Genomic DNA, 14,468 nt, shown 5'->3' with positions numbered 1-14,468 from the left:
ATTGGAGAAGCTTGCATGAGCCTGCAAGGTAAAGTTGCACTGGTCACTGGCGCCAGCCGTGGCATTGGCCAGGCCATCGCCCTGGAACTGGGCCGCCAGGGCGCAACCGTGATTGGTACCGCCACTTCGGCCTCCGGCGCCGAGCGTATCGCCGCCACCCTGAAAGAGCACGGTATTACCGGCACCGGCATGGAATTGAACGTGACCAGCGCCGAGTCGGTGGAAGCGGTACTGGCTGCCATTGGTGAGCAGTTCGGCGCCCCGGCCATTCTGGTCAACAACGCCGGCATCACCCGCGACAACCTCATGCTGCGCATGAAAGACGACGAATGGTTCGACGTGATCGACACCAACCTGAACAGCCTCTACCGTCTGTCCAAGGGCGTGCTGCGTGGCATGACCAAGGCCCGTTGGGGTCGTATCATCAGCATCGGCTCGGTCGTCGGTGCCATGGGTAACGCTGGCCAGGCCAACTATGCAGCTGCCAAGGCCGGGCTGGAAGGCTTCAGCCGCGCCCTGGCGCGTGAAGTCGGTTCGCGTGGCATTACCGTCAACTCGGTGACCCCTGGTTTCATCGATACCGACATGACCCGCGAACTGCCTGAAGCGCAGCGCGAAGCCCTGCAAACCCAGATTCCACTGGGCCGCCTGGGGCAGGCCGACGAAATTGCCAAGGTGGTTTCGTTCCTGGCTTCGGACGGTGCAGCCTATGTAACCGGTGCAACCGTGCCGGTCAACGGCGGGATGTACATGTAACCCTGCAACTCAATGTGACGGATTTCGTAAAAAAAGAGTCATACTGCGAGCCTAAAATCCGTTATAAAGCTGCAATCAGATTCCAGACAGCGGGTGCGGTGACTAGCCTGAAGGCAGGTTCAGCTTGAAAAGCGAACGTCTTTCTATAAAATTAGCCACCGGCCAGCTGCCTGCATATATCCATTAGGAGTGAAAACTAGGTATGAGCACCATCGAAGAACGCGTCAAGAAAATCGTCGCCGAGCAACTGGGCGTCAAGGAAGAAGAAGTGACTGCTGAGAAGTCCTTCGTCGATGACCTGGGTGCCGATTCGCTTGACACCGTTGAACTGGTGATGGCTCTGGAAGAGGAATTCGAGACCGAAATCCCTGACGAAGAAGCCGAGAAGATCACTACCGTTCAAGCTGCTATCGACTACGTCAAGAGCCACCAGGCTTAAGACGTTACCGTCGACGCTACTTGTCGGGGAAAACCGCACTGCCTTCGCTGGCGTGCGGTTTTTTCTTTGCGAGCGCCGCGTATTGTCCAGGCCGCCTCGTTCACCGCGCACCAAGAGCCTGTTGCCATTTCATTCCAGCGCTTGAATGCAATGCCAAGAGACTCTGTTATTAGAAAAGGAGAGTACTGTGTCGCGTAGACGCGTCGTGGTCACCGGTATGGGTATGCTGTCGCCACTGGGTACCGATGTACCGAGCACCTGGCAGGGCATTCTGGCTGGCCGCAGTGGCATCGGTCCGATCGAACACACGGACCTGTCTGCCTACTCCACCCGTTTTGGCGGCTCGGTGAAAGGCTTCGAGGTGGAGCAGTACCTGTCGGCCAAAGAGGCCCGCAAACTCGACCTGTTCATCCAGTACGGCCTGGCGGCCGGGTTCCAGGCGGTGCGTAATGCCGGCCTGGAAGTCACCGACGCCAACCGCGAGCGCATCGGCGTGGCCATGGGGTCGGGGATCGGTGGCCTGACCAACATCGAAGAAACCAGCCGCACCCTGCATGACTCGGGGCCGCGTCGCATTTCGCCATTCTTCGTGCCGGGCTCGATCATCAACATGATCTCGGGTTTCCTGTCGATCCACCTGGGCCTGCAGGGCCCCAATTACGCCATTGCCACGGCCTGCACCACCGGCACCCATTGCATCGGCATGGCCGCGCGCAATATCGCCTACGGTGAAGCCGATGTAATGATTGCCGGCGGCGCCGAAATGGCCGCTTGCGGGTTGGGCATGGGTGGCTTCGGTGCTTCGCGCGCGCTGTCCACCCGCAACGACGAGCCTGCCCGCGCCAGCCGCCCATGGGACAAAGGCCGCGACGGTTTCGTGCTGTCCGACGGTGCCGGTGCCTTGGTGCTCGAAGAACTGGAGCATGCCCAGGCCCGTGGGGCGACCATCTATGCCGAGTTGATCGGTTTTGGCATGAGCGGCGACGCTTACCACATGACCTCGCCACCAGACTCCGGTGAAGGCGCTGCGCGCTGCATGGCCAACGCCCTGCGCGATGCTGGCATCCAGCCGGAACACGTGAGCTACATCAACGCCCATGGCACTTCGACCCCCGCGGGCGACATTGCCGAAGTGGCGGCGATCAAGCGCGTATTCGGCGAGCACGCCTACAAGCTGGCAGTCAGCTCGACCAAGTCGATGACCGGCCACCTGCTGGGGGCAGCTGGCGCGGTAGAGGCGATCTTCAGTGTGCTGGCGATCAACAGCCAGATGGCGCCGCCGACCATCAACCTGGACGAACCGGACGAAGGTTGCGACCTGGACTTCGTACCGCACCAGGCGCGCAGCATGCCGATTGATGTGGTGTTGTCCAACTCGTTCGGCTTTGGTGGCACCAACGGCTCGCTGGTGTTCCGCCGGTTCGCCGGTTGATGCTCAGCTGGATCGACGGCCAGCCCGCGACTGCGCTCAATCTGCAGAACCGCGGCCTGGCCTACGGCGATGGTCTGTTTGAAACCATCGCCGTTCGGCATGGCCGGCCCAGCCTGCTGGACGGCCATCTCGCCCGCCTGGCGCTGGGTTGCCAGCGGCTGGCGATTGGCGCCGACCTGGCGCAGGTGCGTGAGGAATTGCTGCGTTATGCCAGCCAGCTCGGCAACGGGGTAGCCAAACTCATCCTCACCCGTGGCGACAGCCAGCGTGGTTACGCGCCGGTTGCCGATGCCGTGCCCCGGCGTATCCTGCAGGGCGGCCCGTTACCCAGCTATCCTGTTGCCCATGCCGAGCAGGGCGTACGCTTGTTCCCCTGCCAGACACGGCTTGGGGAACAACCGTTGCTGGCCGGGCTCAAACACCTCAACCGCCTGGAGCAGGTGCTGGCCCGTGCCGAATGGCAGGACAGTGACCATGCCGAGGGCCTGATGCGTGACGGGCAAGGCCGGGTGATCGAAGGGGTATACAGCAACCTGTTCCTGGTGCGCGACGGCGTGCTCTTTACCGCCGACCTCAGCCGTTGTGGCGTGGCCGGGGTCATGCGCGGTGCCTTGCTCGACCAGGCGCGCTTGCAGGGTATTACGGCCAACGTCTGCGACCTGCCGTATGATGCGCTGGAGCAGGCCGATGAAGTATTTGTTTGCAACAGCGTCTATGGCGTGTGGCCCGTGCGCGGGCTTGCCGCGTTAAACTGGTCGCCGGGCCCGCTTACCCGAAAACTGCAGGCCGTTGCCCGTACGTTACTGGAAACCTGAATTCGTGAGACGTAAATTCCTGCTGTTGCTGGAAATGGGTCTGATCCTCGCCGGTCTGGCGCTAGGCTGGTCGGCCTGGAAAATCAACTCGGTCCTGGAGCAGCCACTGCACGTCACGCAGGAACGCCTGCTCGACGTGCCCAATGGCACCACCCCCAACCGCATGTTCTACCGCATGCAAACCGAAGGGCTGCTCGACGACGCCGTCTGGTTGCGCCTGTACTGGCGCTTCAACATGGCCGGTACCCCGTTGCACACCGGCGAATATCGCCTTACCCCTGGCATGACCGTCGAGCAGCTGTTCGACGCCTGGCGCCGGGGCGACGTGGTGCAATACAACCTGACCCTGGTCGAGGGCTGGACCTTCCGCCAGCTGCGCTCGGCCGTGGCCAAGCATGAAAAGCTCAAGCACACCCTGGATGGCCTGTCGGACGCCGAGGTCATGGACAAGCTCGGCCATACCGGTGTATTCCCTGAGGGCAGGTTCTTCCCCGATACCTACCGCTTCGTGCGCGGCATGAGCGACGTCGAACTGCTGCAGCAGGCCTACATGCGCCTGGAAGAAGTGCTGGCCAAGGAATGGGCCGAGCGCGCCACCGACCTGCCGTACCGCGATCCCTACCAGGCGCTGATCATGGCTTCGCTGGTGGAGAAGGAAACCGGCATCCCCCAAGAGCGCGGGCAGATCGCCGGGGTGTTCGTGCGGCGTTTGCGCCTGGGCATGATGCTGCAGACCGATCCGACGGTTATCTACGGGATGGGTGAACGCTATAACGGCAAGATCACCCGAGCCGACCTGCGCGAGCCTACGCCCTACAATACCTACACCATCACCGGCCTGCCGCCTACGCCGATTGCCATGGTCGGCCGCGAGGCGATTCACGCGGCGCTCAACCCGGCCGATGGAACCAGCCTGTACTTCGTCGCCCGTGGCGACGGCAGCCATGTGTTCTCCGACGACCTCAACGATCACAACTCGGCGGTACGGGAGTTTCAGCTCAAGCGGCGGGCAGACTATCGCTCCAGCCCCGCGCCGCAGCAACCGGCAAAACCGGGTGACGATGACGCGGCGCCAGCGGCCAGCGAAGAGCAGCCGGCGCCGGCCGCTCCCGGCGGTGATGCCCAGGCGGCCGAGCCGGCAACGCCCGACGAACAACATTAAGGACTGCCTGTGAGCGGCTTGTTTATTACTTTGGAAGGCCCCGAAGGCGCGGGCAAAAGCACCAACCGCGACTACCTGGCGGCGCGCCTGCGCGAGCATGGCCTGGATGTGGTGCTGACCCGTGAGCCTGGTGGCACGCCGCTGGCCGAGAAGGTGCGTGAACTGCTGTTGGCCCCCAGCGATGAACCCATGGCCGCCGACACCGAACTGCTGCTGGTGTTCGCTGCCCGCGCCCAGCACCTGGCGCAGGTGATCCGCCCGGCGCTGGCCCGTGGCGCTGTGGTGTTGTGCGACCGGTTTACCGATGCCACGTATGCCTACCAGGGCGGTGGCCGCGGCCTGTCGGTCGAGCGTATCGCCACCCTGGAGCAATTCGTCCAGGGCGACCTTCGCCCGCAGCTGACGCTGGTGTTCGACCTGCCGGTCGAAGTCGGTTTGGCCCGTGCCGCTGCGCGCGGTCGCCTCGACCGCTTCGAGCAGGAGGGCCAGGCGTTTTTCCAGGCTGTGCGCCAGGCTTACCTGCAGCGCGCTCGGCGCGAACCCCAGCGTTACAGCCTGCTGGATGCCGCACAGCCGCTCGCGGCCGTGCAGCGTGCTATCGATGCGCTGTTGCCGGCCATCGTGGAGCGGTGCCGTGGCTGAGGCCTACCCATGGCAGCAGGCGCTCTGGCAGCAATTGGCCGGGCGCAGTCAGCATGCCCATGCCTACCTGCTGCACGGTCCGCAGGGCATTGGCAAGCGGGCCATGGCCGAGCGCCTGATGGCCCGCCTGTTGTGCCAGCAGCCGCAAGGCCTCGATGCCTGCGGCACCTGCAAGTCCTGCCTGCTGCTGAAGGCAGGTAGCCACCCTGACAACTACATCCTTGAGCCCGAAGAGGCCGATAAGCCGATCAAGGTCGACCAGGTCCGCGAGCTGGTGGCCTTCGTGGTGCAGACGGCGCAGTTGGGTGGGCGCAAGGTGGTGTTGATCGAGCCGGTGGAAGCCATGAACGTCAATGCTTCCAACGCACTGTTGAAAAGCCTTGAGGAGCCTTCCGGCGACACCGTGTTGCTGCTGGTCACGCACCAGCCCAGCCGGCTGCTGCCGACCATCAAGAGTCGTTGCCAGCAGGTGGCCTGCCCCCAGCCGAACCTGGCCCAGAGCCAGGCCTGGTTGGCCGCGGCGTTGCCTGATACGGCCGAGGCCGAGCGCGATGAATTGCTGACCCTGGCCGCCGGTTCGCCGCTGATGGCGGTCAGCCTGCAGGCGCAGGGAGTGCGCGAGCAGCGTGCGCTGGTTACTGACGGGGTGAAGAAGTTACTCAAGCAACAGCAATCGCCCAGCCAGCTGGCCGAAGCCTGGAAGGCTGTGCCGGTGTTGAGGGTATTCGACTGGTTCTGCGATTGGGCGCACCTCATTCTGCGCTACCAGTTGACCCAGGACGAGGAGGGGTTAGGCTTGGCCGATATGCGCAAGGTGGTGCAGTACCTGGCGCAGAAAAGCCGCCAGGCCAAGGTGCTGGAGGTGCAGGCGTGGATCCTCGAACAGCGCCAGAAGGTGCTGGGCAAGGCCAACCTCAATCAAACCCTGTTGCTCGAATCGCTGCTGGCCCATTGGCTGCAACTGCCGGGCGCCCGCTGATTTCCCATTTTCCATGTGTGCCGCTATCCCATGCTCGTAGACTCCCATTGCCACCTTGACCGTCTTGACCTCAGTGCCCATCAGGGCTCGCTCGATGCTGCGCTGCAGGCGGCGCGTGATCGCGGGGTGGGGCATTTCCTGTGCATCGGTGTCAGTGCCGAAAACGCCGGCGCGGTAAAGGCGTTGAGCGAGCAGTACGCGGATGTCGACTGCTCGGTCGGTGTACACCCGTTGGACCTGGCGCCGGGCGAAACCCCGGCGCTGGAGTGGCTGTTGCGCGAACTGGCCCACCCGCATGTGGTGGCCATTGGCGAAACCGGGCTGGATTACCACTACGAGCCTGAAGCCGCTGAATTGCAGCAGACCTCGTTCCGCCTGCACCTGGAGGCTTCGCGGCAGACCGGCAAGCCAGTGATCGTGCATACCCGTGCGGCGCGGGCCGATACCCTGGCGCTACTGCGCGAGGCCAATCTGCCGCAGGCTGGCGTGCTGCACTGTTTTACCGAAGACTGGGACATGGCCAAGGCGGCGCTGGACCTGGGCTATTACATATCGCTGTCTGGCATCGTTACCTTCCGCAATGCCGATGCCCTGCGGGAAGTGGCGCGGCAAGTGCCGGTCGACCGCTTGTTGGTAGAGACCGATTCGCCGTACCTGGCGCCGATTCCGTATCGCGGCAAGCCGAACTTGCCGCAATATGTGAGAGAAGTGGCGGAGTATGTGGCTTCGCTGCGCGGGGCCAGTTATGGGCAATTGGCTGAGCAGACAACGGCTAACTTCAAGCGGTTGTTTCCGTTAGCGCGGGTGGGTTGATTCATTGGAGTTGAAGGTTGTGTGAGGGCCATGAGGTGCCTGCCACAACAAATTCAGCGCCCGTGAGATCGAGCGCCGCAGGTGTTCGCCGAAGGATTTGCAGCGCCTATGAGATCGAGCGCCGCCCGCGCGGCGCTTCGCGGCTAAAGCCGCTCCTACGTTTGTTTCGGGCCAGTATCGCCTGTGCCAGGCGCGCGCGACCGCCTTGTTTGTATGACGCCATATCGTGCCATGCGCCAAGGCGGTCGCGCGCAAATCCCACAGGAATAATTGGCCCTAAACAAACGTAGGAGCGGCTTTAGCCGCGAAGCGCCGCGCGGGCGGCGCTCGATCTCACAGGCGCTGCAAATGCTTCGGCGAACACCAGCGGCGCTCGTACCATCCCCAAAAATCCCACCTCCAACGCCCGCCGCAAACACACAAAAAAAACCCGGGTTCTGGGGGAGGAATCCGGGTTAAGACCATTAGGAGTAAAACAAAGGTACGCGGTCCCTGAGCACCTTTATCGGCGCGCCGCTAGGGGGGATGCGCCGCGCCAACACTTCTAGTATTGGCCAGGTTTGGCGGCCTGCCAGTGGCTATTGGTCGTTTTTTAAACAAATTTGGAATACGCCCGCGTCTGGTTCCTCCCGCAGCGTATGGCCGAGAGCATCCTGAAACACAGCCATGCTCTGAAGATCCGTGCAATTTCCCGCAAGTTAGGCATAATAAACCGCTTCGATTGTCATCCAGTCCTTCCCATGCAGAAAGAACCTCGTAAGGTCCGTGAGTTTCGCCGTCGCGAACAGGAAATCCTCGATACCGCGCTCAAGCTGTTTCTCGAGCAAGGTGAAGACAGCGTCACCGTCGAGATGATCGCCGACGCCGTGGGCATCGGCAAAGGCACGATCTACAAGCACTTCAAGTCCAAGGCCGAAATTTACCTGCGCCTGATGCTCGACTACGAGCGCGACCTGAACGGGTTGCTGCACTCGGCCGACGTCGACCGTGACAAAGAGGCCCTGTCGCGTGCCTATTTCGAATTCCGCATGCGTGACCCTCAGCGTTACCGGCTGTTCGACCGCCTGGAAGAGAAGGTGGTCAAGGGCAACCAGGTGCCGGAAATGGTCGAACAGTTGCACAGCATCCGTGCCTCCAACTTCGACCGCCTCACCCAGCTGATCAAGGGCCGCATCAGCGAGGGCAAGCTCGAAGACGTGCCTCCTTACTTCCATTACTGCGCCGCCTGGGCACTGGTGCATGGTGCCGTTGCGCTGTACCACTCACCGTTCTGGAGCAATGTGCTGGAAGATCAGGAAGGCTTCTTCCAGTTCCTGATGGACATCGGCGTGCGCATGGGCAACAAGCGCAAGCGCGACCCGGAGCCGTCCCACTGAGCTACGCCCCACCGGCTATGTGTACAGGGCTTGCAAAAACCTGATTTATGAGTCAGCTTTTGCCGGCCCTTCTATCCATGCCGGAGTCATCCATGATCGTCGATCGTCAAGGCAGGCGGTTTCGTAACCTGCGTGTCAGCCTGACGGCTGCCTGCAATTACGCCTGTACCTATTGCGTGCCCGACGGCAAGCGCCTGGTGGCGGCGCAGGATGAGCTTTCGGCAGACGCACTGGCGCGTGGCGTGGCCTACCTGATTGAAGCAGCCGGCATCGAGCGCTTGCGTATCACCGGTGGTGAACCGCTGGTCAGTCCGCGCCTGGATCCCTTTCTCGCCGCGGTGGCCAAGCTCGGCCTCGAGGATATTTCGCTGACTACCAATGGTCAGCTGCTGGGCCGTAAGTTGCCGCAATTGCAGGCAGCCGGAATTCGCCGGCTGAATGTTTCGCTCGACACCCTGGACCCGTTGGCGTTTCGCCAGATCGCCCGCGGCGGCGACCTGGCCACGGTGCTGGCGGCGATGGAGCGGGCCCGCGCCATGGGCATGCAGATCAAAGTGAACATGGTGCCGATGCGCGGGCAAAACCTCGACCAGGTGCTGCCGTTGCTGGATTACTGCATGGCGCGTGGCTTTGAGTTGCGTTTTATCGAACTGATGCGTATGGGCCACCTGGCGCGTGACCACTCTGCTTTCCTGCGACAATTTGTCAGCCTCGATGACCTGCTCACGCTGATCGGCGGTCAGCACGCCTTCGCCCGTGTCGCTGCGCCGGTGGACGCCACCGCCATGCGCTATCAGATCCCCGGCAAGGGGCACTTCGGCGTCATTGCAAATGAGAGCGTGCCGTTCTGCCGGACGTGCTCCCGGCTGCGGCTGTCATCCACAGGTTGGCTGCATGGCTGCCTGTCGTCGGGTAATCGTCATTTCGTTGGCGACCTTCTGGAAAAGCCACGCCACCAAGCCTTGCCCGCGCTGCAACGGTTGCTGGTCAAGGCCCTGGCTGACAAGCAGGCTTTGGCGTTTTCCGGCGGTGTGACCGTGATGAAGGTCATCGGCGGCTGAAGCTGGCGCAAAAGCTGCATCCGCCGGCTATTCGCCGGTTTTTCGTCGCCGGTCACTGGAGGAAAGATGCGTAGCCTGGTCTTGCTGCTGGCGCTGATGGCGTTGAGCGGCTGCATGAATGTCAGCGATATGGGCGAGGGCGTCCGCTATCACATGAGCGACGCAGGGCTGCTGGACCATAGCGAAACCCGGCGCACGCTGTCGATTCGCCTGCAGCCTGACTCGTTCATCTTCATAGGGCAGGGCGCATTCGTGCCGCCTGGCAAGGGCCCGGTACCCCGGCAGAATGTAGTGGCCGAGCAGGCGTTCAAAAGTTTCGTCGAGTATTTCCCGCTTGTGCGCCGCGCCCAAGGCCCGCTGGGCCTGGAAGAGGCCATTGCGCAGGCCCGTTCGGTCGGTGCCGACTATGTGCTGTATACCCGCTTTGCCCGCACCGACGACCGCATCGGCAATGGTGACGAGTGGTACGACGAGCAAGCCGTCGACCGCCTGGGCTGGGACAGCGGCGTGGTGCAGATGATGCTGATCGAAACCAATACCCGCTACCTGATCGATACCGCTCGCATCAAGAGCCGTGGCGGTTTGTTGACGTTCCACGACAAAACCCCCGAGGATTTGCTTGCCGCACCGATGCGCGAGTACGCTCGTAGCCTTCTGGGCATGAGTGAGTGAGGCGAGTGTGATGAGCGACACCGGTAAGGCCAACGACCTGCTGGCGCAGATCCCCAAGGCCAAGGGCCTGCCGCCGGTCCACCTGTGGAACCCGGATTTCTGCGGTGACATCGACATGCGTATCGCCCGCGATGGCACCTGGTATTACCTGGGCACGCCCATCGGCCGCAAACCGATGGTGCGGCTGTTCTCTACCATCCTGCGCCGCGATGGTGACGATTACTTCCTGATTACCCCGGTGGAAAAGGTGGGCATTCAGGTAGACGATGCGCCGTTCGTGGCAGTGGCGCTGGAGGTGCAAGGGCAGGGCGAGCAGCAGGTGCTGCGCTTTACCAGCAATGTCGAGGATCAGGTAGAGGCCGGCCCGGCCAATCCGCTACGGGTAGTCACCGATCCGGTGACGCAAGCGCCGTCGCCGTACGTGCTGATGCGCAGTAATCTCGAGGCATTGATACACCGCAATGTGTTCTACCAGATGGTGGAGTTGGCGGTGCCGCGCGAGATCGATGGCGAGCCATGGCTGGGCGTTTGGAGCGGTGGCGAGTTCTACCCGATTGGGCGCAGCAGCTGATTGGATTGTGCGTGCGTCGCCGGCTTCGCAGCAAACGAAAAAGCCCCCGGGTGCTGTGACAGCTGGGGGCTTTTTCAATGTTTGGCTCCGCGACCTGGACTCGAACCAGGGACCCAATGATTAACAGTCATTTGCTCTACCGACTGAGCTATCGCGGAATCTGCGCACATCATACCGATCGCCAGGGGGAAGTCAAGCCACCCCCTGGCAAATCAAGCAGTTACAGCACTTGCACGATCGCTTTGGTGACGACATGGATGTTGCTCTGGTTCAGCGCAGCCACAGCGATGCGGCCAGTGTCCAGCGCGTAGATGCCAAAGTCGTTCTTCAACCGGGCCACCTGCTCTACGCTCAGGCCCGAGTAGGAGAACATGCCGACCTGGCGACCGACGAAGCTGAAATCGCGGTTGGCACCGTATTCGGCCAACAGCGCGACCATCTGCTTGCGCATACCGTGGATACGTTCGCGCATTTCGGCCAGTTCGGTTTCCCACATCTGGCGCAGCTCGGCGCTGTTCAGCACGGTAGCGACGATGGTTGCGCCGTGGGTGGGCGGGTTGGAATAGGTGGTGCGGATCACGCGCTTGACCTGCGACAGCACGCGGGTGCTTTCGTCTTTGGAGGCGGTAACCACCGACAGCGCACCCACGCGCTCGCCGTACAGCGAGAACGACTTGGAGAACGAGCTGGATACGAAGAACTCCAGGCCCGACTCAGCGAACAGGCGGACCGCGAAGGCGTCTTCGGCAATGCCGTCGCCAAAGCCTTGGTAGGCCATGTCGAGGAACGGCACGTGGCCTTTGGCCTTGACCACTTCCAGCACGTTTTTCCAGTCGTCCAGGCTCAGGTCGACGCCCGTCGGGTTGTGGCAGCAGGCGTGCAGCACCACGATCGAGCCAGAGGGCAGGGCGTTGAGGTCTTCTAGCATGCCGGCGCGGTTGACGTCGTTGCTCGGGGCGTCGTAGTAGCGGTAGGTCTGCACCGGGAAACCGGCCGACTCGAACAGGGCGCGGTGGTTTTCCCAGCTCGGGTCGCTGATGGCCACCACGGCGTTTGGCGAGATCCGCTTGAGGAAGTCGGCACCGATTTTCAGTGCGCCAGTACCACCGACGGCCTGCACGGTGACCACGCGGCCGGCGGCCAGCAGTGGCGATTCGGCACCGAACAGCAGCTTTTGCACGGCCTGGTCGTAGGTGGCGATACCATCGATCGGCAGGTAGCCGCGCGAGGCATGCTGGGCTGCACGCTGGGTCTCGGCTTCGATCACGGCGCGCAGCAGCGGAATGCGGCCTTCCTCATTGCAATACACGCCAACACCCAGGTTGACCTTGTCGGTACGTGGGTCGGCGTTGAATGCTTCGTTGAGGCCCAGGATAGGGTCGCGGGGTGCCAGCTCGACAGCGGAAAACAGGCTCATTGTTACTTCGGCTCTGATTGGAGAGTGATAGGGCGTACACGCTCCAGCCGAATGCACTGAAGCGGTGCACAAACGGGGAGTCAGTATAGTGATACCGACCGGTGACCGCGACACTCTGGCGCGGCTTTTCCGGGTATTTGCGCAAATATTTTTTGACCATCGGTCTGATTGCCCGGTCAACCGTAATACCTGGTTGTGGCTGTGCCTTGAAAGCCGCCCCTTGCGGGCGCATTTGGGTATAGACTACTGGCTAAATTTACAGTTGCTGCAGCACCGCGAGGTCCGTCATGTCCGAGTTCCAGCTCGTTACCCGTTTCCAGCCTGCCGGCGACCAGCCCGAGGCGATCCGTCAGATGGTCGAGGGCATCGAGGCCGGGCTGTCGCACCAGACGCTGCTGGGGGTGACCGGTTCGGGCAAGACGTTCAGCATTGCCAACGTGATCCAGCAGGTCCAGCGCCCGACCCTGGTGCTGGCGCCGAACAAGACCCTGGCCGCGCAGCTGTACGGTGAGTTCAAGGCGTTTTTCCCCAATAACGCGGTGGAGTACTTCGTCTCCTACTACGACTATTACCAGCCGGAAGCCTATGTACCGTCGTCGGACACCTTCATCGAGAAGGATGCATCGATCAACGACCATATCGAGCAGATGCGTCTCTCGGCGACCAAGGCGCTGCTGGAGCGCCGCGATGCGATCATCGTCACCACCGTGTCGTGCATCTACGGCCTGGGCAGCCCCGAGACCTACCTGAAAATGGTCCTGCACGTGGACCGCGGCGACAAGCTCGACCAGCGCGCACTGTTGCGCCGCCTGGCCGACCTGCAGTATACCCGCAACGAGATGGACTTCGCCCGCGCTACATTCCGGGTAAGGGGGGATGTGATCGACATTTTCCCGGCGGAATCGGACCTGGAGGCCATCCGCGTCGAGCTGTTCGATGACGAGGTGGAGAACATCGCGGCGTTCGACCCGCTGACCGGCGAGGTCTTCCGCAAGCTGCCGCGGTTCACCTTCTACCCCAAAAGCCACTATGTCACCCCGCGGGAAACCCTGCTGGATGCCGTGGAGGGCATCAAGGCAGAGCTCAAGGACCGCCTGGAGTACCTGCACAAGGCCAACAAGCTGGTCGAAGCCCAGCGCCTGGAGCAGCGCACCCGGTTCGACCTGGAGATGATCCTGGAGCTGGGCTACTGCAATGGCATCGAAAACTACTCGCGTTACCTGTCTGGCCGCCCGGCGGGTGCACCGCCGCCAACGCTGTACGACTACCTGCCGCCCGATGCGCTGCTGGTGATCGACGAATCCCACGTCAGCGTGCCGCAGGTGGGGGCCATGTACAAAGGCGACCGTTCGCGCAAGGAAACCCTGGTCGAGTATGGCTTCCGCCTGCCGTCGGCACTGGACAACCGGCCCATGCGCTTCGATGAATGGGAGAGTGTCAGCCCACAGACCATCTTCGTTTCCGCCACCCCGGGGCCTTACGAGGCCGAGCATGCCGGGCGGGTGGTGGAGCAGGTGGTGCGCCCCACCGGGCTGGTCGACCCGCAGGTCGAGATTCGCCCGGCGCTGACCCAGGTCGACGACCTGCTGTCGGAGATCCGCAAGCGGGTGGCTGCCGGCGAACGGGTGCTGGCCACCACCTTGACCAAGCGTATGGCCGAGGACCTCAGCGACTACCTGGCCGATCACGATGTGCGGGTGCGCTACCTGCACTCGGACATCGACACGGTGGAGCGGGTAGAGATCATCCGTGACTTGCGCCTGGGTACCTTCGACGTGCTGGTGGGGATCAACCTGCTGCGTGAGGGCCTGGACATGCCCGAGGTGTCCCTGGTGGCGATCCTCGATGCCGACAAGGAAGGCTTCCTGCGCTCGGAGCGGTCGCTGATCCAGACCATTGGCCGTGCGGCGCGTAACCTCAATGGCCGGGCCATCCTGTACGCCGACAACATCACCGGCTCGATGCAGCGGGCGATCGATGAAACCGAGCGCCGCCGCGAGAAGCAGATCGCCTTCAACGAAGCCAACGGCATCGTGCCCAAGGGCGTGATCAAGGACATTACCGACATCATGGAGGGCGCCACCGTACCGGGTGCGCGCAGCAAGAAGCGCAAGGGCATGGCCAAGGCCGCGGAGGAGAGCGCCCGTTACGAGGCCGAACTGCGCACGCCTGGGGAGATCACCAAGCGTATCAAGCAGTTGGAAGAGAAAATGATGCAGTTCGCCCGCGATCTGGAATTCGAAGCCGCGGCGCAGTTGCGTGACGAGATCACCAAGCTGCGTGAGCGGTTGATCACCAGCTGAAGGCTGGCGCCGGCCCTGTGGGTGCATCGC

General features: G+C 62.5%; 14 protein-coding genes and 1 tRNA gene. 13 read left to right on the top strand and 2 right to left on the bottom strand.

The genetic code is table 11. The features are described from left to right. Positions 1-15 precede the first annotated feature (15 nt). The 12 genes from fabG to GEV39_RS17310 all read left to right on the top strand — a co-directional run bounded on the left by fabG (position 16) and on the right by GEV39_RS17310 (position 10,718). Positions 16-756: a 3-oxoacyl-ACP reductase FabG gene (fabG, locus tag GEV39_RS17365; RefSeq protein ID WP_003247160.1), complete on the top strand. Its 741-nt coding sequence runs from the start codon at positions 16-18 to the stop codon at positions 754-756. A 202-nt stretch (positions 757-958) separates the two neighbouring features. Beyond that, entirely contained in the window at positions 959-1,195 is a 237-nt protein-coding gene (acpP, locus tag GEV39_RS17360; RefSeq protein ID WP_043214413.1) for an acyl carrier protein, read from the top strand. A 187-nt stretch (positions 1,196-1,382) separates the two neighbouring features. Then, positions 1,383-2,627, top strand: coding sequence for a beta-ketoacyl-ACP synthase II (fabF, locus tag GEV39_RS17355; protein WP_173890700.1), 1,245 nt, complete (start codon positions 1,383-1,385; stop codon positions 2,625-2,627). Beyond that, positions 2,627-3,442 carry an aminodeoxychorismate lyase gene (gene pabC / locus GEV39_RS17350; protein ID WP_173890699.1) on the top strand — a complete coding sequence of 272 codons (816 nt, stop codon included), beginning with the start codon at positions 2,627-2,629 and terminating at the stop codon, positions 3,440-3,442. Before fabF ends, pabC begins: the two co-directional genes overlap by 1 nt. Positions 3,443-3,446: 4 nt before the next feature. Continuing rightward, positions 3,447-4,604, top strand: coding sequence for an endolytic transglycosylase MltG (mltG, locus tag GEV39_RS17345; protein ID WP_173890698.1), 1,158 nt, complete (start codon positions 3,447-3,449; stop codon positions 4,602-4,604). Between the two features lie 9 nt (positions 4,605-4,613). Then, the gene (tmk, locus tag GEV39_RS17340) at positions 4,614-5,246 is read left to right on the top strand and encodes a dTMP kinase (protein ID WP_173890697.1); all 633 of its coding nucleotides are present in this window, start codon (positions 4,614-4,616) and stop codon (positions 5,244-5,246) included. Next, complete coding sequence (locus GEV39_RS17335; RefSeq protein WP_173890695.1) at positions 5,239-6,225, top strand: DNA polymerase III subunit delta'; 987 nt, start codon at positions 5,239-5,241, stop codon at positions 6,223-6,225. Before tmk ends, GEV39_RS17335 begins: the two co-directional genes overlap by 8 nt. Positions 6,226-6,255: 30 nt before the next feature. Then, positions 6,256-7,038, top strand: coding sequence for a TatD family hydrolase (locus GEV39_RS17330; protein ID WP_173890693.1), 783 nt, complete (start codon positions 6,256-6,258; stop codon positions 7,036-7,038). A 740-nt stretch (positions 7,039-7,778) separates the two neighbouring features. Next, positions 7,779-8,414, top strand: a complete 636-nt coding sequence (locus tag GEV39_RS17325; protein WP_009685056.1) for a TetR/AcrR family transcriptional regulator — start codon at positions 7,779-7,781, stop codon at positions 8,412-8,414. Positions 8,415-8,506: 92 nt separating this feature from the next. Beyond that, positions 8,507-9,475 (top strand): GTP 3',8-cyclase MoaA, encoded by a 969-nt coding sequence (locus GEV39_RS17320; protein WP_173890691.1) that lies wholly within the window; start codon positions 8,507-8,509, stop codon positions 9,473-9,475. Positions 9,476-9,541: 66 nt separating this feature from the next. Further along, positions 9,542-10,147 carry a DUF4823 domain-containing protein gene (locus GEV39_RS17315; protein WP_173890689.1) on the top strand — a complete coding sequence of 202 codons (606 nt, stop codon included), beginning with the start codon at positions 9,542-9,544 and terminating at the stop codon, positions 10,145-10,147. Between the two features lie 10 nt (positions 10,148-10,157). Beyond that, a complete protein-coding gene (locus GEV39_RS17310) occupies positions 10,158-10,718 on the top strand; it encodes a DUF1285 domain-containing protein (protein ID WP_173890687.1) in 561 nt (186 codons plus the stop codon). A gap of 82 nt (positions 10,719-10,800) precedes the next feature. Here the strand turns inward: GEV39_RS17310 and GEV39_RS17305 are convergent. Further along, positions 10,801-10,876 (bottom strand) — tRNA-Asn (locus GEV39_RS17305). A 62-nt stretch (positions 10,877-10,938) separates the two neighbouring features. After that, positions 10,939-12,135, bottom strand: coding sequence for an amino acid aminotransferase (locus GEV39_RS17300; RefSeq protein WP_029887102.1), 1,197 nt, complete (start codon positions 12,133-12,135; stop codon positions 10,939-10,941). Positions 12,136-12,422: 287 nt separating this feature from the next. Here GEV39_RS17300 and uvrB point away from each other — a divergent pair, with 287 nt between their 5' ends. Continuing rightward, positions 12,423-14,438, top strand: a complete 2,016-nt coding sequence (gene uvrB / locus GEV39_RS17295; RefSeq protein ID WP_009685051.1) for an excinuclease ABC subunit UvrB — start codon at positions 12,423-12,425, stop codon at positions 14,436-14,438. Positions 14,439-14,468: the final 30 nt, after the last annotated feature.

Origin of the sequence: Pseudomonas sp. NY5710, from assembly GCF_013305665.1 — a bacterium.
Lineage (GTDB): Bacteria > Pseudomonadota > Gammaproteobacteria > Pseudomonadales > Pseudomonadaceae > Aquipseudomonas > Aquipseudomonas juntendi.
Note: the sequence above shows the minus strand (reverse complement) of the source record. Positions and strands in the feature narration are given on the sequence as shown.